The organism is Pseudomonas sp. ACN8 (assembly GCF_002303925.1).
Taxonomy (GTDB): domain Bacteria; phylum Pseudomonadota; class Gammaproteobacteria; order Pseudomonadales; family Pseudomonadaceae; genus Aquipseudomonas.
Genome location: NZ_MRCS01000006.1, coordinates 94,274 through 119,278, shown reverse-complemented (window position 1 = coordinate 119,278; position 25,005 = coordinate 94,274). Strand labels below are relative to the sequence as shown.

The following is a 25,005-nucleotide window of genomic DNA, read 5'->3' as shown; positions in this document are numbered from 1 at the left end:
CGTTATCGTTGACGACCATCGCGAGCAGGCTCGCTCCTACAGGGGCCGAGCCGTAGTTTCACCCAAAACAAAAACAACAAAGGAGCGCGCGTCATGACACCCCATGAAGTAGAACTCATTCGCCAGCACCCGGATTTCATCCAGCTGGTTCGCCGTAAACAGAAGCTGTACTGGTCATTGAGCCTGGCCATGCTGGTGATCTATTACGGCTTCGTGCTGCTGGTAGCTTTCTCCCCTTCTACCCTCGGTCAATCCCTGAGCGGCGGCGTGACCACCGTGGGCATGCTGGTGGGTGTCGTCATCGTCGGGCTGGCCTTTGCGCTGACCGGGTTCTATGTCTATCGCGCCAACAACGTGATCGATCCGCTGAATGAAAAACTCAAGCAGGAGTGCGCCCGATGAACCGCCTTCTTGCGTTGTTCCTGCTGCCGCTGGCGGCTGTCACTGATGTTGCGATGGCCGCCGACGGCGCGTCCCGACCATTGAACTGGAACGCCATCGGCATGTTCCTGGTGTTTGTGCTGTTCACCCTCGGCGTGACACGCTGGGCGGCTCTTCGCACCCGCTCCACCAGCGACTTTTACACCGCTGGCGGCGGCATGACCGGTTTCCAGAACGGTCTGGCGATTGCCGGCGACATGATCTCGGCCGCCTCGTTCCTCGGCATTTCCGCGATGATGTTCCTCAATGGCTACGACGGTTTGCTCTACGCCCTGGGCGTGCTGGCCGGCTGGCCGATCATCCTGTTCCTGATTGCCGAACGCCTGCGCAACCTGGGCAAGTACACCTTTGCCGACGTGGTTTCCTATCGCCTGGAACAGACCCCGGTGCGCCTGACCTCGGCCTTCGGCACCCTGACAGTGGCCCTGATGTACCTGGTGGCGCAGATGGTCGGCGCCGGCAAGCTGATCGAGTTGCTGTTCGGTATCGACTACCTCTACGCAGTCATGCTGGTCGGCGTGTTGATGGTGTTCTACGTGACCTTCGGCGGCATGCTCGCCACCACCTGGGTGCAGATCATCAAGGCGGTGATGCTGTTGTTCGGCACCAGCTTCATGGCGTTCATGGTGCTCAAGCACTTCGGCTTCAGCACTGAGGCGATGTTTGCCGGCGCCACCGCCGTGCATGCCAAGGGCAATGCGATCATGGCCCCCGGCGGCTTGCTGTCCAACCCGATCGACGCGATATCCCTGGGGCTGGGCATGATGTTCGGCACCGCCGGCCTGCCGCACATCCTGATGCGTTTCTTCACCGTCAGCGATGCCAGGGAAGCGCGTAAAAGTGTGTTCTACGCCACCGGTTTCATCGGCTACTTCTACTTGCTGCTGATCATCGTCGGCTTTGGCGCCATCGTCATGGTCGGCACCGATCCAGCGTTCCGTGACGCCAGCGGCGCGATCATCGGCGGCGGCAACATGATCGCCGTGCACTTGGCCCAGGCAGTAGGCGGCAACCTGTTCCTCGGCTTCATCTCGGCGGTCGCCTTCGCCACCATCCTGGCAGTGGTTGCCGGGCTGGCGCTGTCCGGCGCCTCGGCGGTGTCCCACGACCTGTATGCCTGCGTGATGCGCAAAGGCCAGGCCAGCGAGCAGCAAGAAATGCGCGTGTCGCGCATCGCCACCCTGTGCATCGGTGTGCTGGCGATCATCCTCGGCCTGCTGTTCGAGTCGCAGAACATCGCCTTCCTCTCGGGTCTGGTGCTGGCCATCGCCGCGTCGGTGAATTTCCCGGTGCTGTTCCTCTCGATGTACTGGAAAGGCCTGACCACCCGCGGCGCGGTTCTCGGCAGTCTGTCCGGACTGGTCTCGGCGATTGTCTTGCTGGTGCTGAGCCCGGCGGTGTGGGTCAACGTGATGCATCACGACAAGGCGCTGTTCCCGTACTCCAACCCGGCGCTGTTTTCCATGAGCCTGGCGTTCTTTAGTGCATGGCTGTTTTCCGTCACCGACACCTCGCCTCGTGCAGCCCTTGAGCGTGGCCGTTATCTGGCGCAGTTCATCCGCTCGATGACCGGCATCGGTGCCACCGGCGCCAGCAAACACTAAATATTGGCAGGGAATAAAAATAATGAAGCCCGCACGTACCACGTCTTACCCATCACTGTTTTCGCTGGCCGCCGCAATGAGTCTGCCCATGATCGCCCCCAGCGCCATGGCCGACTTCATCGGCGACAGCAAGGCCCGCATTGATATGCGCAACCACTACATCAACCGCGATTTCCGTCAGGACAACGCGCCGCAATCCAAGGCCGAAGAATGGGCTCAGGGATTCACTGCGCGCATCGAATCCGGGTTCACCGACGGCACCTTCGGTTTCGGTCTCGACGCACTGGGCGAACTGGGGCTCAAGCTCGACTCCAGCCCGGATCGCCGTGGCACCGGCCTGCTGCCGTTCGGCCCGCAGAGCCATGAGCCCGACGACGAGTACAGCGAACTGGGCCTGACCGGCAAAGTGCGGGTCTCCAAAAGCGTATTGAAACTCGGCACCCTGCAACCCTTGTTGCCAGTGGCGACTTACAACGACACGCGCCTGCTGGGCTCGACTTTTGAAGGCGGCTTGCTGACCAGCCAGGAAATCGACGGCCTGACGGTGAATGCCGGGCGCCTGACCAAGGACAACCTGCGCGACTCCTCCAGCAACGATGACATCGGCTTCGGCGCCGCCACCAGCGATCACTTCGACTTCGGCGGCGGCAGCTACGCGTTCAGTCCGCAACTGAACCTGAGCTACTACTACGGCAAGCTCGACCAGATCTATCGCCAGCAATTCGCCGGACTGGTGCATACGCAACCGTTGGGCAACGGCTTCAACCTGCGCAGCGACCTGCGTTATTTCGACAGCCGGGGTGACGGCGCGGAAAAGGCCGGGCGCATCGACAACCGTAACTTCAACGGCATGCTCACGGTGTCCCACGGTGCCCACAAGGTCAGTGCCGCCTACCAGCAATTGTCCGGCGACAGCGCCTTTCCGTTCCTCAACGGCGGCGATCCGTATGTGGTCAACCTGGTGACGTTCAACACCTTTACCCGCGCCGACGAGGATTCCTGGCAGCTGCGTTACGACTATGACTTCGCGGCGCAAGGCATTCCCGGCCTGACCTTCATGACTCGCTACACCGACGGCACCCATGTCAAGGCAGGCACCGTCGACAACGGAAGCGAATGGGAGCGCGACACCGATATCAGCTACGTCATCCAGAGCGGTGTGTTGAAGAACGTCAGCCTGCGCTGGCGCAACGTGACCTTCCGATCCGGCAATGGCTTGACGACCGACCTGGATGAAAACCGGCTGATCGTCGGCTACACCCTGGCGCTTTGGTAATCCCTGAATGGCGCGGTCGCGACCGCGCCACAACCCTTCAAAACCAGGAGCAATCGTGATGTCCTCTTCACCTACACTGCATGCCCCTACCCTGCAGAGTTTCATCGCCGGTCGCTGGATCGGTCAACAGGGCGCACAAGTGCTGCGCAGCGCCATCGACGGCCATGAAATCGCCCGCACCCATGAGGAGCGCCCAGACTTCGCCGAAGCCATCGAGCACGGCCGTCGCCAGGGCATCAGTGGCTTGATGGCGCTGGACTTCCAGCAGCGCGCTCAGCGTCTCAAGGCCCTGGCCCTGTACCTGAGCGAGCGCAAGGAACAGCTCTACGCGATATCCCACCACAGCGGCGCGACCCGTGCCGACAGCTGGATCGACATCGAAGGCGGCAACAGCACGCTGTTCACCTACGCCAGCCTCGGTTCCCGCGAGCTGCCGTCGGGCAACATCGTCCACGAAGGCCCGGCCATGCAGCTGAGCAAAATGGGCACCTTTGCCGGTACGCACATTCTGGTGCCTCGTGGTGGCCTGGCAGTACACATCAACGCGTTCAACTTCCCGATCTGGGGCATGCTGGAAAAGTTCGCCCCGAGCTTCCTCGCCGGCATGCCGTGCATCGTCAAGCCGGCCAGCGCCACCAGCTACCTGACCGAAGCCGTGGTGCGCCTGATGGACGAATCCGGCCTGCTGCCGGCGGGCAGTCTGCAATTGATCATCGGCGGCACCGGCGATCTGCTCGACCGCCTGCAAGGCCAGGACGTGGTGACCTTCACCGGTTCCGCCGACACCGCGGCCAAGCTGCGGGTCAACCCGAACCTGATCCGCAATTCGGTACCGTTCAACGCTGAAGCCGACTCGCTGAACTGCGCGATCCTCGCCCCGGACGTGACCCCGGATGACGAAGAATTCGAGCTGTTCATCAAGGAAGTCGCCCGGGAAATGACCACCAAGGCCGGGCAGAAATGCACCGCCATCCGCCGCGCCATCGTCCCGGCCAAACACATCGATGCCGTTGCTACCCGCCTGCGCGATCGCCTGGCCAAAGTGGTGGTCGGCGACCCGTCGGTCGAAGGCGTGCGCATGGGCGCACTGGCTTCCCACGACCAGCAGAAAGACGTGGCAGAACGTCTGGAAGCGCTGTTGCAGAGCAGCGACATGCTGTTCGGCGCCCGCGACGGTTTCGAACCCCGTGGTGTAAATGTCGACAAAGGCGCGTTCTTCGCCCCGACCCTGTTGCAGGCCCGCGACCCGCACGCCGAGGGCGGTGCCCACGATATCGAAGCGTTCGGCCCGGTCAGCACCCTGATGGCCTACGACGATCTCGACGAAGCGCTGGCCCTGGCCGCTCGCGGCAAAGGCAGCCTGGTGGCCAGCCTGGTGACCAAGGATCCGCAAATCGCCGCCAAGGCCATCCCGGTCGCGGCTGTCTGGCACGGCCGTTTGCTGGTGCTGGATCGCCATTGCGCCGGCGAATCCACCGGCCACGGCTCGCCGCTGCCACAACTCAAGCACGGCGGCCCGGGGCGTGCTGGCGGTGGTGAAGAACTCGGCGGCCTGCGCGCGGTGAAGCACTACCTGCAACGCGCGGCGGTGCAAGGTTCGCCGACCATGCTGGCGGCGGTCACCGGCGAATACGTGCGCGGCGCCAAGGTCATCGAAACCGACGTGCATCCGTTCCGTCGTCACTTCCAGGACCTGCAGATCGGCGAATCGCTGCTGACTCACCGTCGCACCGTCACCGAAGCGGACCTGGTGAACTTCGGCTGCCTGTCGGGTGACCACTTCTACATGCACTTCGACGAGATCGCGGCCAAGGAATCGCAGTTCGGCAAGCGCATCGCCCACGGTTACTTCGTGCTGTCGGCGGCGGCCGGTCTGTTCGTCTCCCCTGGCGTCGGCCCGGTGCTGGCCAACTATGGCCTGGACACCTTGCGCTTCATCAACCCGGTAGGCATCGGCGACACCATCCAGGCGCGCCTGACCTGCAAGCGCAAGATCGATCAGGGCAAGAAGAGCCCTCAGGGCATCCCGCAAGGGGTGGTGGCGTGGGATGTGGAAGTGACCAACCAGTTGGGTGAGCTGGTGGCGAGTTATGACATTCTCACCCTGGTCGTAAAACGCGAAGACTGACGCAACACCTGCTCGCGATGGACGTGAATGATGGCATGCGCTTTCTGGATGAACGCGGTGCTCTCAGGTTTTTCGCGAGCAGGCTCGCTCCTACAGGGTTCCGGGTTGGTCAAAAAATCTGTGGCCGATCAATTACACCTGTAGGAGCGAGCATGCTCGCGATGCTCGTGAACGATGAAACTGGCTGCCTGACACCCCGTGGCGATCTCAGGTTCTTCGCGAGCAGGCTCGCTCCTACAGTTGATCTGCGTTGTCTGCTAATGCTTGCGCAACCACTCGATAAACAGCGCAAACAACTCCGACTGCGACCCCACCTCCAGTTTCAGGTACAGGTTCTTGCGGTGCATGCGCACGGTTTCCGGTGAGATGTTCATCTGGCTGGCCGTGGATTTCACCGAATGCCCGCGCAACACCATATGCGCCACTTGTCGCTCACGTTCGGTGAGCAGGTCGCTGCCGAAATGCTCGAACGCCGACTGCACCCGGTGCTTGAGATCATCGCGCAGGCCCTGGTCTTTATCGCACTGGATCTCACTACTGCGCAGCATTCCCCGTTGACTGAATTCGCTGATGAATTCGCGCACCAATGGCTCTACGGCACGCAGCAGATTCAGCTGTTCGGCGCTCAGGCATTCGCCGCCGAAACCCTGATAGAGGCTGACGGAAATCTTCGTGTCATTGCCGATATCGACGATGTAGTAACTGTCTTCCGAGCAACCCGCCTTCAGGTAATAGGACTTGTAGTAGTCGCTGTCGAAGAAGTTGTCCGGGGCAATCTCCTCCAGATGATAGAAGCCTTGCGCCAAGCCCTGCTCCACCGCCAGGCAGAATGGGTCGAGCAAATAACCACCGGCAAAATAGCGCTCCAGAATCGAGACCTGATACTCCTGGGCAATCCCGCGCTGATGCAGCAGCTGCGGTGCGCGGTCCTTGCGTTCCAGGCTGATCATCATCGACTCGACGGACACCATCTGCGCCAACGCCGACGCCAGGTGTTGCAGGGCGTCGGGCTCATCGATATGGGCGAATGCCTCGCGCATTCCCCCATGCCATTTGTGCAATGCCCCGAAGGGCACCGCGATCAGCGTATCGTCGTCTGGTTTGCTCATGCCCCGCAGTCTAGCGGCTGGACACGCCCTTGGTAACAGCCTGACTGACGAAATCATTGGCCCGCGTACTGTCCGCTCGCTTCAAGCTCGGCGGCCACTTGCAGAATGCATTCGCGCAAGGTCTCGACGATTTCATCGACCTGGGCAAAGGTCAGGATCAACGGTGGCGACATCACGTTGAGGTGCATGATCGGCCGCACCAGCAAACCCCGGGCTTGGGCCCGCACGTGGATCTTCTCGCCGATGTTGATCTCGTCGGGGAACAGCGCCTTGGTGCGTTTATCGGCGACGAACTCCACGCAGGCCATGAGTTTCTGGCAGCGCACATCCCCCACCAGCGGCAAGTCCCGCAGGGTCGCGAGGCGCTCTTCCAGGTACGCCCCCACCGTGTCGACATGGGCCAGCAGGTTTTCCCGCTCGATGATTTCGATGTTCTTCAGCGCCGCCGTGCAGCACACCGGATGCCCGCTGTAGGTGAAGCCGTGGGTGAAGCAGCGGCCCTTGCCCGGTTCGGCGATGACTTTCCAGATACGGTCGGAAAAGATGCAGGCGCCCAGCGGCAGGTAAGCCGAGGTCAGGCCCTTGGCGGTGGTGATGATGTCGGGCTGCACATCGAACACATCATAAGAGGCAAAGAACTTGCCCAGGCGACCGAACGAAGTCACCACTTCGTCGGCGACGAACAGGATGTCGTAGCGCTGGCAGACGTCCCACATGCGCTTGAGATAACCCCGGGGCGGAATGATCACCCCGCCCGAGCCCATGATCGGCTCGGCGAAGAACCCGGCGACCTTGTCCGCGCCAATCGAGAGGATCTTGTCTTCGAACTCCTTGACCAGGAACTCGAGGAACTGCGCCTCGTCCATGCCGTCCGGCGCACGGTACGGGTTGGGGTTGGAGACGTGGTGGATCAGCGGGTTGGCGTAATCGAACTCCGGGACCCGGTCGGCGGCCTTGTTGCCGATCGACATGGTCAGGGTGGTGGAGCCGTGATAGGCGTTGAATCGGGCGATGACGTGCTTCTTCTCGGGTTTGCCACGGCAGTTCTGGTAGTACTGGATCAGCCGGTAGGCGGTGTCCACGGCGGTGGAGCCGCCGGTGGTGAGGAACACATGGTCGAGGTCGCCGGGAGCGAGGCTGGCGAGTTTTTCGCACAGCTGGATCGCCACGTTGTTCGACATGTCGGAAAACGGATTGGAATAGGCCAGTTGCCGCACCTGATCGGCGATGGCTTCGGCCATTTCCTCACGGCCCAAACCAATATTGGTGCACCACATGCCGCCCACTGCATCGAGAAAGCGGTTGCCCTGAGTGTCGTAGATATAGGCGCCATCACCGGCGACGATGTTCAACGAGCCCTGCTCGGCGTGTTCGTCGAACACGTGATAGCCGTGCATATGGTGAGCCTTGTCGGCCTTGACCAGCCGGGACTCGTCCGCTGGGGAAAAAACGCTGCGTGTTGGAGTCGCCATAAATAAACCTCTAATCGAAATGACTAACGATCGAACCCATCAGATGCCGCTTTTCACGGTGCTCCAGACCCGGGTAATCGCCCGCATGTCCTTGGCGTCCTGGGTCTTCTGCGGGAACAGCCGCTCGCGGGTTTGCGCGTCGGGGTAAATCGCCGGGTTGTTGCGCACATCGGCGTTCAACAACGGCGTGGCCGCGGCGTTACTGTTGGCGTAGTTGATGAAGTCGCTCACGTCCGCCATCACCTGCGGTTGCATCAGGTACTCGAGAAACTTGTGGGCATTGGCGACGTGGGGCGCGTCGGCCGGGATGTACAGGTTGTCGAACCAGATCAGCGAGCCTTCCTTGGGGATGAAGTAGGCCAGGTCGATCTTCTTCTTGGCTTCTGCGGCGCGGGCCATGGCGGTGGCGTAGTCGCCGGACCAGGTCATGGCCATGCACACGTCGCCGTTGGGCAGGCTGGTCAGGTAATTGACCGAGTCGAACTTGCGGATGTACGGCCGCACCGACAGCAGCAAGTCCTGGGCGGCTTTCAGATCTTCCGGTGCGGCGCTGCGTGGATCACGTCCCAGGTACTTCAGGGCCATGGGAATGACTTCGGTCGGGGCATCGAGCAGGGTCACGCCGCAATCGGCGAAGCGCGAGACGATCTTCGGATCGAAGATCATCGCCAGCGAGCCGATCGGCGCGTCCGGCATGCGTTCCTTGATCTTGTCGACGTTGTAGGTGACGCCGTTGCTGCCCCAGGTGTAGGGCGCCGAGTACTGGGTGCCGGGGTCATAGCCTTGCAGGTCTTCGAGGATCTGCGGATCCAGGTTGGTCCACCCCGGCAACTGCTTTTTATCCAGCGGCTGGAACACCTTGGCCTTGATCAGCGGCGGCGCGAGGGAGGCATTCAACACGATCAGGTCATAACCGGAATGACCGGTGAGCAGCTTGGCCTGTACCGTTTCATAAGAATCGAAGGTGTCGTAGACCACCTTGATACCGGTGGCCTTTTCGAAGTCGGCGATGGTTTTTTCACCGATGTAGTCCGCCCAGTTGTAAAGCCGTAGCGTATTGCCGTCGTCCACTTGAGCGGCGTAGGCATTCAATGTCAGCGGTACAACAAACAGACTGGAAATCACCTTAAGCAGTGTCTTGCCCATAGCAAATGCACCTTATAGCGAGTTCGGCTCTGGATGAGCGGATGCCCCCACTATTGGTCGATTCGCCGGGCGCGGCCATACCCCGAATGGGTGTGTATCGCTTTTGGCACACCGGCATGGCAAAAAGCGGCAGTGCAGTTGACCCGTTTTGCCATAGATCCGGAGTTTGTCCGGCGCTTAAAGTGGCAGCCCTGAACCGACCCTGCAGAGCCTGCGATGACCGACCTGATCAAACACGAGCAACGCGACGGCGTGTTGACGCTGACCATCGACCGCCCGGACAAGCTCAATGCGCTGAACAACGCCATGTACACGCAACTGGCCGAGCTGCTGCAGGCCGCTGACGAAGACCCGCAGACCGGCGTGATCATCCTCACCGGTGGCCCGGCGTGCTTCACCAGCGGCAATGATCTGGTGGATTTCCTGCAGAATCCACCCACTCATCTGGACGCCCCGGCATTCCACTTGATGAAGGTCGTCACGCGCCTGCAAAAACCGCTGGTCGCGGCAGTCTGCGGGGCGGCCATCGGCATTGGCACCACGCTGCTGTTGCATTGCGATCAGGTGCTGGTCACCCGCAACGCCAAGCTGCGCATGCCATTCGTCAACATTGGTCTGTGTCCCGAATTCGGCGCCAGCCTGTTGCTGCCACGCCGCCTCGGCCATGCCCGCGCCACGAGCCTGCTGCTGTTGGGCAACGGCCTGGACGGTAATGAAGCGGTGGCCTGGGGTCTGGCCAACGAGGCCTTCGATGACGGCGCACAATGCCTGGCGGCGGCGACAAAAATCGCCCAGCGTTTTTTGGCCATGCCACAGCAAGCCTTGCGCCAGTCCCGCCAATTGATGAAACAGGCGACGTTGCCAGAATTGGAAGCCACCCTGCGCGAAGAAAACACGCTGTTCATCCAGCGCCTGAATACCGACGAGGCGAAAACCGCCTTGAACGCCCTGCTCAATCGCAGTACAGATAAGAATCCACCGAAAGGAAACCAGCCATGAACACTCCAGAAATCTACGTCGTCAGCGCCGCCCGTACCGCCATCGGTACCTTCGGTGGTTCGCTCAAGGACGTACCACTGGCCGACCTCGCGACCACGGCCGTGAAAGCCGCCCTGGAGCGAGCCGCCGTGGACCCGGCGCTCGTTGGCCACCTGGTGATGGGCAACGTGATCCCGACCGAAACCCGTGATGCCTACATCTCCCGCGTCGCGGCGATGAACGCCGGCATCCCGAAGGAAACCCCGGCCTACAACGTCAACCGCCTGTGCGGTTCGGGCCTGCAAGCGATCATCAACGCCGCCCAGACCCTGATGCTCGGCGATGCCGACATCGTCGTCGGTGCCGGCGCCGAATCCATGAGCCGCGGCCCGTACCTGATGCCGGCCGCCCGTTGGGGTTCGCGCATGGGCAACGCCCAGGTCATCGACTACATGCTCGGCATCCTGCATGACCCCTTCCATGGCATCCACATGGGCATCACCGCCGAGAACGTCGCCGCGCGCAACGGCATCACCCGCGAAATGCAGGACGCCCTGGCTTTCGAAGACCAGCAACGCGCGGCCCACGCGATTGCCAACGGCTACTTCAGCGAGCAGATCGCGACCGTGGAAATCCAGGATCGCAAAGGCGTCAAACTGTTCAGCGTCGATGAACATCCGCGCGCCACGTCCCTGGAACAGCTGGCGGCGATGAAGCCTGCGTTCAAGAAGGACGGTTCGGTCACCGCCGGCAACGCCTCGGGCCTCAACGACGGTGCAGCGGCACTGGTCATGGCCAGTGGTAACGCGGTCCAGGCCAACAACCTGAAACCCCTCGCCCGCCTGGTCAGCTACGCCCACGCCGGCGTCGAACCGGAATTCATGGGCCTGGGCCCGATCCCGGCCACGCGCCTGGCACTCAAGCGCGCCGGCCTGACCGTCGCCGACCTGGACGTGATCGAAGCCAACATCGCCTTCGCCGCCCAAGCCTGCGCCGTCAGCCAGGAACTGGACCTCGACCCGGCCAAGGTCAATCCGAACGGTTCGGGCATCGCCCTGGGCCACCCGGTGGGCGCGACCGGCGCAATCATCGCCACCAAAGCCATCCACGAACTGCATCGCACCGGCGGTCGTTACGCGCTGGTGACCATGTGCATCGGTGGTGGCCAGGGGATCGCGGCGATTTTTGAACGCGTCTAAGCAATAGCTGTAAAAAAGGCCGGTGATTGCGCAGATCACCGGCCTTTTTCATTCCCGATTCTGTGTGGGAGCGAGCCTGCTCGCGATTGCGGCCGTTCAGTTGGCAAAGATGTTGCCTGACACACCGCTATCGCGAGCAGGCTCACTCCCACAGTAGTTATTCATCGAACTCAAAATCTGCCCCCCCTCTCCCACAGTAGTTATTCATCGAATTCAAAATCTGATCCCCCTCTCATTTATCACCTGACGACCGGCAGCAAAAACCAATTGCCTCAAAATATTACATACGTCATATTACACTCATCATAAATAACCCCCGCTCCAGCAGGTAATCCTCCATGACCAGCATGCCCACCGCTGAACCCGACCTGGCTGCCCCGGTGCCTGCCGCCAAACCTCCCCAGCCTAAACGCCTGCTGTTGCCAACACTGGGCATCGCCGCACTGGTACTGGCTGGTGTATATGGCGTGCATTGGTGGTCTGCCGGGCGTTTCATCGAGGAAACCGACGACGCCTACATCGGCGGTGATGTGACGGTGATCGGGCCGAAAGTGGCGGGTTACATCGACGAAGTGCTGGTGGCCGACAACCAGAAGGTCAAGGCCGGCGACGTGCTGATCCGTCTCGATTCGCGCGACTACCGCGCCAACCTGGCCAAGGCCGAAGGCGCAGTGGCCGCCCAGGAGGCCCTGCTGGCCAACCTCGACGCCACCGAACAACTGCAACAGGCCGTCATTGGCCAGGCCCGCGCCGGCATCGACGCCGCCGGTGCCGAAACCGCCCGTTCGCGGGATGACGATGCCCGCTACAAAAAACTGGTGATCACCAACGCCGTCTCGGTGGAAAGCGCCCAGCGCGCCAACACCACGTTCAAGACGGCCCAGGCCCAAAGCAACCGCGCCCAGGCTGAACTGCTGGCCGCGCAGCGCCAGTTGAATGTGATCGACACCCAGAAACAACAAGCCCGGGCCGCCTTGATCCAGGCCAGGGCCGAGCGTGACCTTGCGCAATTGAATGTCGGCTACACCGAACTGAAGGCGCCGGTCGATGGTGTGATCGGCAATCGCCGGGCACGGGTCGGCGCCTATGCCCAGGCCGGCTCGCAATTGCTCTCGGTGGTGCCGGCCAGCGGTCTGTGGGTCGATGCCAATTTCAAGGAAGACCAACTGGCCCGCATGGTGCCGGGGCAACGGGTGGTGATCCGTGCCGACGTGCTGTCGGGCCAGGAATTCCACGGTCATCTGGACAGCCTCGCCCCTGCCAGCGGTTCGCAATTCAGTGTGTTGCCACCGGAAAACGCCACCGGCAACTTCACCAAGATCGTGCAACGGGTGCCGGTGCGGATCCACCTCGACCCGGCCGACAGTGTGCTCGGCCACTTGCGTCCGGGGTTGTCGGTGACCGCAGAAGTGGACACGCGCAAGGAGCCTCAAGCACCAGCCGTGGCCAGCGCGCCATGAGCCGCGCCCTCGCCGCCCCGGCACAACCGTTCAATGCCGCGGACATGGCGACGGCAACCAAGGTCTTCGCCTTTGCCAGCATGTGCATCGGCATGTTCATTGCGCTATTGGATATCCAGATCGTCTCGGCTTCGTTGCGTGACATCGGCGGCGGGCTTTCCGCCGGCACCGACGAAACCGCGTGGGTGCAAACCAGCTACCTGATCGCCGAAATCATCGTGATCCCGCTGTCCGGCTGGCTGTCGCGGGTGTTTTCGACGCGCTGGCTGTTTTGCGCATCGGCGGTGGGTTTCACCCTGACCAGCCTGCTGTGCGGCGTGGCCTGGAACATCCAGAGCATGATTGCCTTCCGCGCCCTGCAAGGCTTTCTGGGTGGCTCGATGATCCCGCTGGTGTTCACCACGGCCTTCGTGTTCTTTACCGGCAAGCAACGGGTGATCGCCGCCGCGACCATCGGCGCGGTGGCCTCATTGGCGCCGACCCTGGGCCCGGTGATCGGCGGCTGGATCACTGACATATCGTCCTGGCACTGGCTGTTCTACATCAACCTGGTCCCCGGCATCTTTGTCGCCGTGGCCGTGCCGATGCTGGTGAAAATCGACCAGCCGGAACTGTCGCTGCTCAAAGGCGCGGATTACTTGAGCATGGTGTTTCTGGCGCTGTTCCTCGGCTGCCTGGAATACACCCTCGAAGAAGGCCCGCGCTGGAACTGGTTCAGCGACCGCACGATCCTGACCACCGCGTGGATCAGCGGCCTGGCCGGGCTGGCGTTCATCGGCCGGACCCTGCATGTGGCCAATCCGATTGTCGATCTGCGCGCCTTGAAGGACCGCAATTTTGCCCTCGGCTGTTTCTTTTCGTTCGTCACCGGCATCGGCCTGTTCGCCACCATTTACCTGACGCCGTTGTTCCTCGGCCGGGTGCGTGGCTACGGTGCGCTGGACATTGGTCTGGCGGTTTTCTCCACCGGGGTGTTCCAGATCATGGCGATTCCGCTGTATGCCTTTCTGGCCAACCGCATCGACCTGCGCTGGATCATGATGACCGGCCTTGGGTTGTTCGCGTTATCGATGTGGGATTTCAGCCCGATCACCCATGACTGGGGGGCCAGGGAATTGATGCTGCCGCAAGCCCTGCGCGGAATTGCCCAGCAATTGGCGGTGCCGCCAACCGTGACCTTGACCCTCGGCGGCCTGGCGCCGGCACGGCTCAAGCATGCGTCGGGGTTGTTCAATCTGATGCGCAACCTGGGCGGGGCTATCGGCATTGCCGCCTGCGCGACCATCCTCAACGACCGCACCAACCTGCATTTCACCCGGCTGGCGGAGAACCTCAACAGCACCAACGAGGCGCTCAACCAATGGCTGTCCCAAGTCAGTAACAACTTCGCCGCTCTCGGTCAGGGCGGTGACGCCGGGGTCACCGCCAGCCTGCATCAGTTATGGTTGTTGACCTACCGCGAAGCCCAGACGCAAACCTATGGCGATGCGTTCCTGATGATCATGGTCTGCTTCATTATCGCCACGGCGATGGTGCCCCTGATGCGCAAAGTGCAACCACCGGCCGCGCCGAGTGCCGATGCGCATTGATGCTTGTGCGGGTCAGGCCTGGGGCATTTTGCGGAAGCCGATGGCGAGGCGGTTCCAGGCATTGATGGTGGTGATGGCGACAGTCAGGTCGACCAGTTCCTTGGCATCGAACTGGGCGGTAGCCAGCTCATAGTCTTCGTCCGGGGCATGGGTCTGGCTGATCAGGGTCAGGGATTCGGTCCAGGCCAGTGCGGCGCGCTCACGCTCGGTGAAGAACGGCGTTTCGCGCCAGGCCGACAGTGTGGCCAGACGACGTTCGGACTCACCACCCTTGCGGGCATCGGCGCTGTGCATGTCCAGGCAAAAAGCGCAGCCGTTGATTTGCGAGGTGCGCAGCTTGACCAGTTCGATGAGGTTTTTTTCCAGCGGCAGCTTCGACACCGCTGTTTCCAGGGCGATCATCGCTTTGAGGGCGTCAGGGGAAGCGGTGTAGAAATCGATACGGGATTGCATGGCATGCTCCAGGGCAAGTGGGTGTGTCACTACGTTAGTCCCACGACCGGTCTGCACAAATAGCCAATCTTCCAGAAGTCGAGGAGGCCATTGCCGAGGGTGTGATGGGTTTCACTCTTCACTTTTGCTGAGCTCACTGCCGTCATCGCGAGCAAGCTCGCTCCCACATTTGACCGCATTTCCCTGTGGGAGCGAGCCGGCTCCGGGCGGCGATCCGACGAACCGCGCAGCGGCCATTCACACCCGATTGCGCAACCACTGCAAAAAGCCCTTTTTCGCCTGTGCCACCGGCAGGTCCTGAGTCAGGGTTTTCGCTTTGAGCAGCCGGTAATCGAGCAAGGTTTTCATTGCATCGCTGATGTCGTGACGGGCATCCAGGCACGGCTTGAGGTAGGATTTTTCGATGCGATACAGGCCACAGAAGGTCTTGGCGGTGAACTGCGCAGGCACCGAACTGTCGGCCAGGATCCCGGCCTCGCCGATCACTTCCCCCGGCCCCATGCGCCCTGATTCGAATGGCGCCCCGTGGCGCATCAACGTCACCGAGACCACGCCGGACTCAATGATGTACAAGTGATCGCTGACCTCCCCCGCTTCCAGAATCGTCTCCCCGGCACGGAAGGTTTGCAGTGTCATGTTCTGGCTGAAGGTGTCTTTCTCTTCCTGACGCAAGGTGGAGAAAATCGGCGAGCTGTCCAGTAACGCCCGCTGCCGTGTCAAGTTGACCGGCGGGTCGAGTTCCACGCTCGACAACAAGTTGATCCCGGATGCCTGTAAGTGCCGGTAGGCCAGATCGTATAGTTGATTGCGCACCTCACGCTTCTCGCTCATCGACGCGACAAACCCGCTGATTTCGTACTCCACCCCGGCGCTGCTGGCGTTTTTCAGGGCGACGTTAGGCGCTGGTTTATCCAGCAGCAGGCGACAGCCCTGCATGGCACGCTCCAGGGCATCGATCACGGTGTTCGGTCGCGCATGCGGACTCAGTTCCACAGAGATGGATATGCCGAAAATATCGCTCGGCCGACTGAAGTTGATGATCTTGGCCTTGGCCGCCAGTGAATTGGGAATCACCGCCATGCTGCCTTGAGAGGTCTGCATGCGCGTGGCACGCCAGTCGATGTCGGTCACCTTGCCCTCCATGCCATCGATGGAGATATAGTCATCCAGTTGATAAGGCTTGGTGGTGTTCAGGACGATCCCGGAGAACACGTCGCTGAGGGTACTTTGCAAGGCCAGGCCGACGATGATCGCCAACGCACCGGACGTCGCCAGCACGCCCTTGACCGGCAGATCGAGCACATAGGCCAGGGCGGCAATGATCGCGATCAGGAAAATCACCGCACCGAGCAGATCCTGAAGCAATCGCCCGGTATGCCCGACCCGTTGCATCATCACCGCGCCGATCAGCACGGTCAGGGTCCGTGCACCGAACAACCACCAGCCGATTTGCAAACCGGTGGCCGCCAGATGCAAGGGTACGTTGTCGGCCCAGGGCGCTGGCTCCATCGGGTTCATGCCTTCGTTGAACAACAGCAGGCTGAACAACGAAAAAATTACCACCCGCACCAGCAGCCGCCAGGCGCTGCCAACGGCACTGAGCAAGTACCACAACCCAAGATCGATCAGGATCAGCGCCATCGCGCAAAACAATGGGTGTTCGGTGAGCAATGACAGCATCAAGCAACTCCAGCCAGGGTCAATAACGCGAAGATCGCATGGATTGGCCATAGTGTAGGAGCAATTGATTTGGCTGGTTTCTGCAATCACCACAAAACCAATGTGGGAGCGAGCCTGCTCGCGATGGCGGCCTGACAGTCACTACATCAGTGCCTGTTGTACCGTCATCGCGAGCAGGCTCGCTCCCACAGGGGAAAGCGTGTTGGCTGGATTACTTGCTATTGGCCAGCGTGCTGTAGCTGGTCATCAGGTTGCGGTAATCCGGAATATGGTTGGAGAACAGCGTGCCCAAGCCTTCGATGTCGTTGCGCCAGTCGCGGTGCAGTTCACAGGCCAGGCCGAACCAGGTCATCAGTTGCGCGCCCTGAGCGGTCATGCGGTTCCACGCCGATTCGCGGGTCAGTTCGTTGAAAGTGCCGGACGCGTCGGTGACCACGAACACCTCAAAACCTTCGGCCAGTGCCGAAAGCGCCGGGAACGCCACGCACACTTCAGTTACCACACCGGCGATGATCAGTTGCTTCTTGCCGGTGGCCTTGATCGCCTTGACGAAATCTTCGTTGTCCCAGGCGTTGATCTGGCCCGGGCGAGCGATGTACGGCGCATCCGGAAAGAGTGCCTTGAGCTCGGGCACCAGCGGTCCGTTGGGACCGGTTTCGAAACTGGTGGTGAGGATGGTCGGCAGTTTGAAGTACTTGGCCAGGTCGGCCAGGGCCAGCACGTTGTTCTTGAATCGATCCGGGTCGATGTCGCGCACCAGTGACAACAGGCCCGCCTGATGATCAACCATCAGAACCGCGGCGTTGTCCTTGTCCAGACGCTTGTAGGAAGTAGTCATTGCAGTAGTCCTCGCGTGTTATCGATGCCGAGTGGAAATCGGCGTGGGGTCACCGATCAGCGCTGAGAGTCCAGCGCCTCGTGTTCGTTCGCCACTTGCTGGGCCTTGAGGTAACTCTCGATCAGCAATTGATAATGCGGCATGGCCTGGGCATAGACAGCCGCCCACTGCTCGGCATCCGGACGGTTCCACGAGCCTTGCAGTTCGGATAGCGTAGCCATGATGTCGATCGGCACCACCCCGGCCTGGGCCAGACGGGCAACAGTCAGATCAGTGGCCAGTTTCGAGTGGTTGCCGGAGGCGTCGACCACGGCAAACACCTTGTAGCCTTCATGCACGGCGGCGATGGACGGGAACGCCAGGCACACGCTGGTCAACGTGCCGGCGATCACCAGGGTTTTCTTGCCGGTGGCTTTGACCGCCGCGTGAAACTGCGGGTTGTCCCAGGCGTTGATTTCACCTTTGCGCGCCACGTATTGCGCATGGGGTGCGGCCTCGTGGATTTCCGGGATCAACGGCCCGTTCGGCCCCTGGGGAACGGAAGCGGTGGTGATCACCGGCATCTTCAGCAGGGTTGCGGCCTTGGCCAGGGCAATGGCGTTGGCGCGCAGTTGGGGCACGTCCATGTCCTTGACGATCTGGAACAGTCCGCTCTGGTGATCGATCAACAGCATCGCGCTGTCATTGGGGTCGATGGTCGGTTTCTGGCCGTTGAAGTTGGCCGCGTAGGCAGTGTTCATGTGCGTTTCCTCTTTCTTTTGGGCAACAGCCATCCCTGGCCTGAAAACCGGCCTACTCATCCTGTGTAGAGTCGGGTGTAAAAGCGCTGCGAATTAAGCGTGCATCCGGCCGAAGCGACCGGACTGGAAGTCGGCGAAGGCCTGGTGGATTTCTTGCTCGGTGTTCATCACGAACGGGCCGTGACCGACGATCGGCTCGTCGATCGGCTCGCCGCTGAGCAACAGCACCACCGCGTCTTCGCTGGCTTCGAGGGTCAGCTGATCGCCCTTGCGATCGAACAGGGCCAGTTGCCCCTGGCGCACCGATTCCAGGCCATTGACCTGAACCGTGCCGCGCAAGACCACCAGTGCGGTGTTACGCCCTTCATGCAGATCCAGGGTGAGCAACTTGCCGGCATTCAAACGAATGTCCCATACGTCGACCGGGGTAAAGGTGCGCGCCGGGCCCTTGTGACCGTCGAACTCACCGGCGATCAGGCGCAGGCTGCCGGCGTTGTCCTGCAAGGCGATGCTCGGGATGTCGCCGTCGAGAATGGTCTGGTAGCCGGGGTCGGCCATTTTGTCCCTGGCCGGCAGGTTGACCCACAGTTGCACCATCTCCAGGGTGCCGCCGCTTTTGGCGAATCCCTCGGAGTGGAACTCTTCATGCAGGATCCCTGAGGCAGCGGTCATCCATTGCACATCGCCGGGGCCGATCTTGCCGCCACTGCCGGTGGAGTCCCGGTGCTCCAGCTCGCCCTTGTAAACGATAGTCACGGTTTCGAAGCCACGATGCGGATGCTGACCAACGCCACGTCGCTCGGTGGTCGGGGTGAATTCAGCGGGGCCGGCGTGATCCAGCAACAGGAACGGGCTGATGTGCTTGCCCAGGTTGTCATAGGAAAACAGCGTGCGAACCGGAAAACCGTCGCCGACCCAATGGGTCCGTGGGCTGGTGTAGATACCGATGATGTTTTTCATGGTGTCTCCTGATGAGGTGAGTGAAGCCATGGACAAAGCTTAAAACCGTGACCTTTGCTGCGCTAGACTGCAAAAATCAGCTTTAGCGTTCTATTTGGAGAACGATGGTGGAAGACCTCAACACCCTCTACTACTTCACCCAGGTGGTGGAGCATCACGGTTTCGCCGCGGCCGGCCGGGCACTGGACATGCCCAAGTCCAAGCTCAGCCGACGCATTGCCGAACTCGAAGAGCGCCTCGGCGTGCGCCTGCTGCACCGCACCAGTCGGCATTGCTCGTTGACGGAAATCGGCCAGGCCTATTACCAGCGCTGCCTGGCCATGCGCGTGGAGGCGGAAAGCGCCGCCGAACTGATCGAGCGCAACCGCTCCGAACCCCAGGGCCTGGTGCGTGTCAGTTGCCCGACGGCGCTGCTCAATTCCTGGGTCGGGCCGATGCTGACCCGCTACATGCTCAAATACCCGCTGGTGGAGTTGTTCATCGAGAGCACCAACCGTCGGGTCGACCTGATTCACGAAGGCTTCGACATTGCCCTGCGTGTTCGTTTTCCACCGCTGGAAAACACCGACATGGTGATGAAGGTGCTGGGCAACAGCACCCAGAGCGTGGTCGGCAGCCCGGCCTATTTATCGCGCCTGTCGACACCGGCCTCCCCGGCCGACCTCAGCGGTTTGCCGAGCCTGCACTGGGGCGCGGCGCAACGCGAATATCAGTGGGAACTGTTCGGGGCCGACGGCAGCACCGCGATGATCCGGCATGCGCCGCGCATGGTCACCGATGACCTGTTGGCGTTGCGCCATGCGGCGGTCGCCGGGATCGGCATCGTGCACCTGCCCAGTGTGGTGGTGCGCGACGAAATCGCTGCCGGGCAATTGGTGGAACTGGTGCCGGGCTGGGCACCGAAAAGCGGCGTGATTCATGCGATTTTCCCTTCGCGTCGGGGTTTGCTGCCTTCGGTGCGCACGTTGATCGACTTTCTCGGGGAGGAATTCAGTCGCAGTGATATTGCCTAGAGTCGGGGCAAGGGTTTAGACCGAGTGATGGCTATCGCGAGCAGGCTCGCTCCTACATTGGATCTATATGCACCACAAATCCCCTGTGGGAGCGAGCTTGCTCGCGATGAGGCCGGCACCATCAATGCTGCAAGCTGCCGATGATTCATGACTTTCGGTAAACATTGCTTTGCCGCTCCAGCGGTTTTTCTCACGGATGCAGGCGCCGATACTGCCGCCCATTCCCACTGCAACCTCTGGAGTCATCAATGTCCATTCCCGCCTTCGGCCTGGGTACCTTTCGCTTGCAAGGCCAGGTGGTCATCGATTCGGTGAGCACCGCCCTGGCGCTCGGCTACCGGGTGATCGATACCGCACAAATCTACGAGAACGAATCCGACGTCGGCGAAGCCATCGCCGCCAGCGGCATCGCCCGGGAGGCGTTGTTCCTCACCAGCAAGATCTGGGTCGCCAACCTGGCCAGTGATCGTTTGATCGACAGTCTGAAAGAAAGCCTGCGCAAACTGCAGACCGATTACCTGGACCTGACCCTGATCCACTGGCCGTCGCCGGACGATCAAGTGCCGGTCGAAGAGTTCATGGGCGCTCTGCTCGAAGCCAAACGCCTGGGCCTGACCCGGCAGATCGGCGTGTCCAACTTCACCATCGACCTGATGAAACAGGCAGTCGCGGCCATCGGTGCCGAGCACATCGCCACTAACCAGGTCGAGCTGCACCCGTACCTGCAAAACCGCGAGGTCGTCGAATTCGCACGCAGCCAGGGCATCGGTATCACCTCGTACATGACCCTGGCTTACGGTGAAGTCCTCAAGGACCCGCTCATCCAGCAGATCGCCGAATGCCTGCAAGCGACACCGGCGCAGGTCACCCTGGCCTGGGCCATGCAATCGGGTTACGCGGTGATCCCGTCTTCCACTCGCCGGGCCAACCTTGAAAGCAACTTGAAGGCTCGCGAGCTGACCTTGAGCGAGGCCGACATGGCCCTGATCGCAACGCTGGATCGTGGCCACCGCTTGACCAGCCCGAAAGGCATCGCACCGAACTGGGATTGAGGCTCAATCCTGCTCCAGACGCTGGTCCAGACGGGCCATGGCCTGCTGCAACCGGTCGACGGCGCCATCGATCATTGCCGCGCGGCCGTCATTGCACGCCTGCTCCAGCTGTTCGCAACACTCGACCAGGGCGAGCGCGCGCACCATCAGCGCCCCGCCCTTGATCCGGTGTGCCAGTTCCTGCAAGCCCGGGCGATTGCCGCCGGCGTGCAAGGCCAGTAAATGCACGCGATCCTCGCGGTTGCTCAGCGCCAGATCGTGCAACAGTTGATCGATCAGCTCACGGTCCGCATCCGCAAAGCGCTCCAGCCCGCTCAAATCGAACTCGGCGACGCCAGGATCATCGATAGCCGCTGAAGGTGTGCTGGAAAACCGCTGGGCCAGCCACGCCTGCAAATCCACCAGGCGAATGGGCTTGAACAGACAATCGTCCATGCCCGCCACCTGGCACCGGGCCTTCTCCTCAGCCTGTGCATTGGCGGTAAAGCCCAGGATCAGCGTCGACGACAGCCCCTGCACCCGCTCTTGCTCGCGTATCGCACCCGCCAATTCATAACCACTGAGCTGCGGCATGTTGCAGTCGGTGATGACCAGATCGAACCTGTGCCCGCGCCACTGTTCAAGCCCCTGCGCCCCGTCCTCCGCCAGCACCACGCTGTGGCCCAGATAGCTCAGCTGCCGCGAGAGCAACAGGCGATTGGCCGGGTAATCATCGACCACCAGAATCGACAACGCCCGGGTCGTGAGTTGCGCCGGATCCTGGGGCATCCCCCCCGCTGGCAATGCTTGCAGCGCGGGCAGCACCAGGCTGATATCCACCCGCGTGCCGCGCCCAAGCTCACTGTCGAGGTGCAACCGGCCGCCCATCATTTCGCACAGGGTACGACTGATCACCAGGCCCAGGCCGGAACCTTGCCGGGCGCTCTGCTGGTTGTTACCCGCCTGCACGAACGGGCTGAACAGACGTTGCTGGTCGAGCGCGCTGATGCCGATGCCGCTGTCCTCGATCTGTACGCTGACGGAGAGGTGCGCCGGGGCTTGAGGCCGCACCCGCAGTGTCAGGCTCACCTGGCCTTCACGGGTGAACTTGATCGCGTTGCTCAGCAGATTGGACAGCACTTGTTTGAAGCGCGTGGGATCGAGCATCACGTCACAGTCACTGTGTTCGTCGAGTTCGACCCGCCACTGCAGATTCTTCTGCACCGCCAGCCCTTCGAAAACCCGGCAGACCGACGTCACCAGCGCTTGCAGATTGACCCGCTCCGGCGCCAGCGACAAATGCCCGGATTCGATCCGGGCGACGTCCAGAATGTCGCCGATCAAATCCAGCAATTGTTGCCCGGCGTTGGACGCCACCTCGATGGCGGCGCGGTCGGTCTCCCCTTCATCGGCCCGTTTCAGTGCCAGTTCGAGCATGCCGATCAGCGCGTTCATCGGCGTGCGGATTTCATGGCTCATGGTGGCCAGGAACGTGGTCTTGGCCCGGTTGGCATCGTCCGCCGCGTCCTTGGCTTCCTGCAATTGCCCGAGCAATTGCTGACGCTGGCGAATCTGTCGGCGCTGCCACACAATCCCGGCCAACGCGAGCAACAGCAAGACACCCGCCAGCGCAAATGCCTGCACGATCGCCTGCCGGTGTCGTAGCCAATAGCTCTGCTCGACCATCGCGTCATAGCGCCAGGGCTGGGTCAGCTCGTCAATTTCTTCGGGGGGGATGCTCAACAGCGCCTTGTCCAGGATCGAATGCAGCTCGGTGGCCTCGCGGCTGGTCGCCAGGGTGCTTCGTGCAGGGTCGGTGCCCACGGTGCTGGTCACTTGCAGGCGATCGCGATACTGCCGGGAAATCAGGTAACGGGCGCTGATCAGGGAGTTGATGCCACCCTGAGTCTCGCCCTGGTCGACCATTTCCATGGCGTCCGTCGACAGGGGCGCATCCACCAGCTGGATCTGCGGGTAATGCTGGCGAAGGTACTCGCCGACAATGTTGCCCTGGGTCAGCGCCAACGTCCTTCCCGCCATGTCATCCAGCGTCCTGGGGCTGTCCGTGTCCACGCGGGTCACCAGCACCGAAGGGCTGCTCAGAAACGCGCGGGTGAACAGCAATTCATCTTCACGCTGGGAGCTGAGGCCGATACCCGCCAGGACATCGATTTGCCCGCTTTTGATGGCGGTCATCATCTCGGCCACCGACTTCATGCCCCGGATGTCGAATTGCAAGCCGGTGCGCAAACTGATTTTCGTCAGCACATCGACGCCAATACCGCGGAACTTGCCTTCGCTGTCGACAAATGAAATCGGCGGGATATTTTCGTTGATTGCGACCTTCACCCGCGGGTGCCGTTTGAGCCAGTGCTGTTCGGCCACGCTCAATTGCAATGACTGAGTGCCCGGGAAAGACACCCCGTTGGCCCCCCAGCGGCGCAGGATGTTCATTTGTTCATTGGTGGTGATGGCCGCCAGCGCCTTGTTGACGATGGGCAACAGCGAATCGTTGTCGCGGGCCATCGCAAAGGCAAAACGCCCGGATTCCATGGGCGAGAAGTCCGTCAGTTGCACGTTGTTCAGGTAATTTTTGCTGATCAGGTAATGGGCATTGATCGCATCACCCAGGTAGACATCGGCCTGGCCGAACGCTACGGCGCCCATCGCCGCCAATGTCGAGGGAAACAACTGGACCTGCGCCCTGGAATAGAACTGTTGCACGCTGTATTCGGGCAAGTAGTGATACAGCATCACCAGCCGCTTGCCGGCCAGTGTCGGGTCGAGCACCGGAGGGAAATCGGTGCGGGTGACCAGCACCGGTTGATCGACCGCATAGGCGCTGGACATCTGCAGCTGTGGATCTTCGGCTTCAAATCGATTGGCCGTTCCCAGCAGGTCTGCCTGCCCCTCCTTGATGGCCCGCACCGCATCGGCCCGGGACGGATAACGTCGGACCTCGATGGCGACGTTCAACAATTGTTCGAGCAATCCGGCGTAATCGGCGGTCACGCCTTCGAATACCTTGCCCGCCGTATTGAACTCGAAGGGGGGATAGTCCGGCGCCGACACAGCCAGCACCAATCGGCCCTTTTTCTGTAGCCAGCGCGACTCGGTTTGCGACAACCTGACGCTCAGGCCTTCGACGCTCGAGCGCCCCAACAGGGTCAACGACTGTTGTGCACAGACCGTCGATGCCCAGAGAAAAAGGCCGATCAGCACCCCACCGGCCAGTCGTCGGAGTGCGTTCATTCAGATCAGATGATTGCGCAGGGCGAAATCCCTCAAGTGCACCGACGAGCTCACGTTGAGCTTGAGGGTGAGTCGGGTCTTGTAGGTACTGACGGTCTTGTAGCTCAGGTGCATGATCTCGGCGATTTCCAGGTTTTTCGAACCCCGGGCCAGGTACTGCAAAATGGTCAACTCACGATTGGAGAGCTTTTCGATCAACTGCTTTTCGCTACGTTGCAACTCCCCCATCGACACAGAGCTCGAGGAGATCTGGGCGAAATAGGTATAGCCGGCCATTACGGAATTCACCGCCGCCTTCAGATCATCCAGGTCCTTGCTCTTGGAAACATAGGCAACAGCCCCGGCACGCATGCAGCGGTCCTGATAGAACTGGGCCTCCAGTGAAGTGAACACCACCACGCGACATCGCGTGTTTTCGGCCTTGATACGGTCCATCACCTCAAGCCCCGCCACACCGGGAAGACCCAGATCAAGCAGCACGACATCCGGTCGATGCTCCCGGATCAACGCCAGGACCTCATCGCCACGGGAGGCCTCGTAAACCTGCTTGAACCCTTCGCCCTTGAGTACGAGTTGGATCATGGAGCGAACCACCGGATGATCTTCCACAATCAGTGCTGACTTCATGACAACTCC

Annotated in this window: 20 protein-coding genes; 10 read left to right on the top strand and 10 right to left on the bottom strand. The window is 61.4% G+C overall.

Annotation, left to right across the window (positions count from 1 at the left end):
- The first annotated feature begins 93 nt into the window (after positions 1 to 93).
- Genes BSF44_RS05125 through paaZ form a run of 4 tightly spaced genes read left to right on the top strand, consistent with a single transcriptional unit; the run spans position 94 to position 5,449 of the window.
- Positions 94 to 402 (top strand): DUF485 domain-containing protein, encoded by a 309-nt coding sequence (locus BSF44_RS05125; protein ID WP_095942561.1) that lies wholly within the window; start codon positions 94 to 96, stop codon positions 400 to 402.
- Entirely contained in the window at positions 399 to 2,045 is a 1,647-nt protein-coding gene (locus BSF44_RS05120; protein ID WP_056722557.1) for a cation acetate symporter, read from the top strand. Before BSF44_RS05125 ends, BSF44_RS05120 begins: the two co-directional genes overlap by 4 nt.
- Positions 2,046 to 2,067: 22 nt before the next feature.
- On the top strand, positions 2,068 to 3,321 hold the full coding sequence (locus BSF44_RS05115) for an OprD family porin (protein WP_095942560.1): 1,254 nt from the start codon (positions 2,068 to 2,070) through the stop codon (positions 3,319 to 3,321).
- 58 nt (positions 3,322 to 3,379) lie between these two features.
- Positions 3,380 to 5,449, top strand: coding sequence for a phenylacetic acid degradation bifunctional protein PaaZ (paaZ, locus tag BSF44_RS05110; RefSeq protein WP_095942559.1), 2,070 nt, complete (start codon positions 3,380 to 3,382; stop codon positions 5,447 to 5,449).
- A 257-nt stretch (positions 5,450 to 5,706) separates the two neighbouring features.
- On the opposite strand, the gene BSF44_RS05100 is transcribed toward paaZ, so the two are convergent.
- The 3 genes from BSF44_RS05100 to BSF44_RS05090 are packed head-to-tail and all read right to left on the bottom strand — an operon-like array spanning position 5,707 to position 9,176.
- Entirely contained in the window at positions 5,707 to 6,615 is a 909-nt protein-coding gene (locus tag BSF44_RS05100; RefSeq protein ID WP_095942558.1) for a LuxR C-terminal-related transcriptional regulator, read from the bottom strand.
- Complete coding sequence (locus BSF44_RS05095) at positions 6,612 to 8,030, bottom strand: aminotransferase (protein WP_095942557.1); 1,419 nt, start codon at positions 8,028 to 8,030, stop codon at positions 6,612 to 6,614. The genes BSF44_RS05100 and BSF44_RS05095 overlap by 4 nt, the downstream gene beginning before the upstream one ends.
- 39 nt (positions 8,031 to 8,069) lie before the next feature.
- On the bottom strand, positions 8,070 to 9,176 hold the full coding sequence (locus tag BSF44_RS05090; protein ID WP_095942556.1) for a polyamine ABC transporter substrate-binding protein: 1,107 nt from the start codon (positions 9,174 to 9,176) through the stop codon (positions 8,070 to 8,072).
- A 216-nt stretch (positions 9,177 to 9,392) separates the two neighbouring features.
- Between BSF44_RS05090 and BSF44_RS05085 the strand changes: the two genes are divergently transcribed.
- From BSF44_RS05085 to BSF44_RS05070, 4 genes are all read left to right on the top strand, one after another.
- A complete protein-coding gene (locus BSF44_RS05085; protein ID WP_095942555.1) occupies positions 9,393 to 10,175 on the top strand; it encodes an enoyl-CoA hydratase-related protein in 783 nt (260 codons plus the stop codon).
- On the top strand, positions 10,172 to 11,353 hold the full coding sequence (locus tag BSF44_RS05080) for an acetyl-CoA C-acyltransferase family protein (RefSeq protein ID WP_057713967.1): 1,182 nt from the start codon (positions 10,172 to 10,174) through the stop codon (positions 11,351 to 11,353). Before BSF44_RS05085 ends, BSF44_RS05080 begins: the two co-directional genes overlap by 4 nt.
- Positions 11,354 to 11,691: 338 nt before the next feature.
- On the top strand, positions 11,692 to 12,813 hold the full coding sequence (locus tag BSF44_RS05075) for an HlyD family secretion protein (protein WP_095942554.1): 1,122 nt from the start codon (positions 11,692 to 11,694) through the stop codon (positions 12,811 to 12,813).
- Complete coding sequence (locus tag BSF44_RS05070; RefSeq protein ID WP_095942553.1) at positions 12,810 to 14,402, top strand: DHA2 family efflux MFS transporter permease subunit; 1,593 nt, start codon at positions 12,810 to 12,812, stop codon at positions 14,400 to 14,402. The genes BSF44_RS05075 and BSF44_RS05070 overlap by 4 nt, the downstream gene beginning before the upstream one ends.
- A gap of 12 nt (positions 14,403 to 14,414) precedes the next feature.
- Here the strand turns inward: BSF44_RS05070 and BSF44_RS05065 are convergent, their stop codons facing one another.
- The 5 genes from BSF44_RS05065 to BSF44_RS05045 form a co-directional block, all read right to left on the bottom strand.
- Positions 14,415 to 14,855: a carboxymuconolactone decarboxylase family protein gene (locus tag BSF44_RS05065; RefSeq protein WP_095942552.1), complete on the bottom strand. Its 441-nt coding sequence runs from the start codon at positions 14,853 to 14,855 to the stop codon at positions 14,415 to 14,417.
- A gap of 237 nt (positions 14,856 to 15,092) precedes the next feature.
- On the bottom strand, positions 15,093 to 16,535 hold the full coding sequence (locus BSF44_RS05060) for a mechanosensitive ion channel family protein (protein WP_095942551.1): 1,443 nt from the start codon (positions 16,533 to 16,535) through the stop codon (positions 15,093 to 15,095).
- A 211-nt stretch (positions 16,536 to 16,746) separates the two neighbouring features.
- A complete protein-coding gene (ycaC, locus tag BSF44_RS05055; RefSeq protein WP_095942550.1) occupies positions 16,747 to 17,373 on the bottom strand; it encodes an isochorismate family cysteine hydrolase YcaC in 627 nt (208 codons plus the stop codon).
- Between the two features lie 56 nt (positions 17,374 to 17,429).
- Positions 17,430 to 18,113, bottom strand: coding sequence for an isochorismatase family protein (locus BSF44_RS05050; protein WP_095942549.1), 684 nt, complete (start codon positions 18,111 to 18,113; stop codon positions 17,430 to 17,432).
- Positions 18,114 to 18,206: 93 nt separating this feature from the next.
- Entirely contained in the window at positions 18,207 to 19,073 is an 867-nt protein-coding gene (locus tag BSF44_RS05045) for a pirin family protein (RefSeq protein WP_095942548.1), read from the bottom strand.
- Positions 19,074 to 19,177: 104 nt separating this feature from the next.
- On the opposite strand from BSF44_RS05045, the gene BSF44_RS05040 reads away from it, so the two are divergent.
- Both BSF44_RS05040 and dkgB read left to right on the top strand, forming a co-directional pair.
- The gene (locus BSF44_RS05040) at positions 19,178 to 20,086 is read left to right on the top strand and encodes a LysR family transcriptional regulator (protein WP_095942547.1); all 909 of its coding nucleotides are present in this window, start codon (positions 19,178 to 19,180) and stop codon (positions 20,084 to 20,086) included.
- A 248-nt stretch (positions 20,087 to 20,334) separates the two neighbouring features.
- Positions 20,335 to 21,138, top strand: coding sequence for a 2,5-didehydrogluconate reductase DkgB (gene dkgB / locus BSF44_RS05035; RefSeq protein ID WP_095942546.1), 804 nt, complete (start codon positions 20,335 to 20,337; stop codon positions 21,136 to 21,138).
- 3 nt (positions 21,139 to 21,141) lie between these two features.
- Here the strand turns inward: dkgB and BSF44_RS05030 are convergent, their stop codons facing one another.
- Entirely contained in the window at positions 21,142 to 24,369 is a 3,228-nt protein-coding gene (locus BSF44_RS05030; protein WP_095942545.1) for a transporter substrate-binding domain-containing protein, read from the bottom strand.
- Positions 24,370 to 24,996 carry a response regulator transcription factor gene (locus tag BSF44_RS05025; RefSeq protein WP_095942544.1) on the bottom strand — a complete coding sequence of 209 codons (627 nt, stop codon included), beginning with the start codon at positions 24,994 to 24,996 and terminating at the stop codon, positions 24,370 to 24,372. It lies immediately after the preceding gene.
- Between the last annotated feature and the right edge of the window lie 9 nt (positions 24,997 to 25,005).

Bases quoted from the DNA above. Each gene is read 5' to 3' on its own strand.
- BSF44_RS05125 (WP_095942561.1), top strand. From the start codon at position 94: ATGACACCCCATGAAGTAGAACTCATTCGCCAGCACCCGGATTTCATC.
- BSF44_RS05120 (WP_056722557.1), top strand. From the start codon at position 399: ATGAACCGCCTTCTTGCGTTGTTCCTGCTGCCGCTGGCGGCTGTCACT.
- BSF44_RS05115 (WP_095942560.1), top strand. From the start codon at position 2,068: ATGAAGCCCGCACGTACCACGTCTTACCCATCACTGTTTTCGCTGGCC.
- paaZ (WP_095942559.1), top strand. From the start codon at position 3,380: ATGTCCTCTTCACCTACACTGCATGCCCCTACCCTGCAGAGTTTCATC.
- BSF44_RS05100 (WP_095942558.1), bottom strand. From the start codon at position 6,615: ATGATTTCGTCAGTCAGGCTGTTACCAAGGGCGTGTCCAGCCGCTAGA.
- BSF44_RS05095 (WP_095942557.1), bottom strand. From the start codon at position 8,030: ATGGCGACTCCAACACGCAGCGTTTTTTCCCCAGCGGACGAGTCCCGG.
- BSF44_RS05090 (WP_095942556.1), bottom strand. From the start codon at position 9,176: ATGGGCAAGACACTGCTTAAGGTGATTTCCAGTCTGTTTGTTGTACCG.
- BSF44_RS05085 (WP_095942555.1), top strand. From the start codon at position 9,393: ATGACCGACCTGATCAAACACGAGCAACGCGACGGCGTGTTGACGCTG.
- BSF44_RS05080 (WP_057713967.1), top strand. From the start codon at position 10,172: ATGAACACTCCAGAAATCTACGTCGTCAGCGCCGCCCGTACCGCCATC.
- BSF44_RS05075 (WP_095942554.1), top strand. From the start codon at position 11,692: ATGACCAGCATGCCCACCGCTGAACCCGACCTGGCTGCCCCGGTGCCT.
- BSF44_RS05070 (WP_095942553.1), top strand. From the start codon at position 12,810: ATGAGCCGCGCCCTCGCCGCCCCGGCACAACCGTTCAATGCCGCGGAC.
- BSF44_RS05065 (WP_095942552.1), bottom strand. From the start codon at position 14,855: ATGCAATCCCGTATCGATTTCTACACCGCTTCCCCTGACGCCCTCAAA.
- BSF44_RS05060 (WP_095942551.1), bottom strand. From the start codon at position 16,535: ATGCTGTCATTGCTCACCGAACACCCATTGTTTTGCGCGATGGCGCTG.
- ycaC (WP_095942550.1), bottom strand. From the start codon at position 17,373: ATGACTACTTCCTACAAGCGTCTGGACAAGGACAACGCCGCGGTTCTG.
- BSF44_RS05050 (WP_095942549.1), bottom strand. From the start codon at position 18,113: ATGAACACTGCCTACGCGGCCAACTTCAACGGCCAGAAACCGACCATC.
- BSF44_RS05045 (WP_095942548.1), bottom strand. From the start codon at position 19,073: ATGAAAAACATCATCGGTATCTACACCAGCCCACGGACCCATTGGGTC.
- BSF44_RS05040 (WP_095942547.1), top strand. From the start codon at position 19,178: ATGGTGGAAGACCTCAACACCCTCTACTACTTCACCCAGGTGGTGGAG.
- dkgB (WP_095942546.1), top strand. From the start codon at position 20,335: ATGTCCATTCCCGCCTTCGGCCTGGGTACCTTTCGCTTGCAAGGCCAG.
- BSF44_RS05030 (WP_095942545.1), bottom strand. From the start codon at position 24,369: ATGAACGCACTCCGACGACTGGCCGGTGGGGTGCTGATCGGCCTTTTT.
- BSF44_RS05025 (WP_095942544.1), bottom strand. From the start codon at position 24,996: ATGAAGTCAGCACTGATTGTGGAAGATCATCCGGTGGTTCGCTCCATG.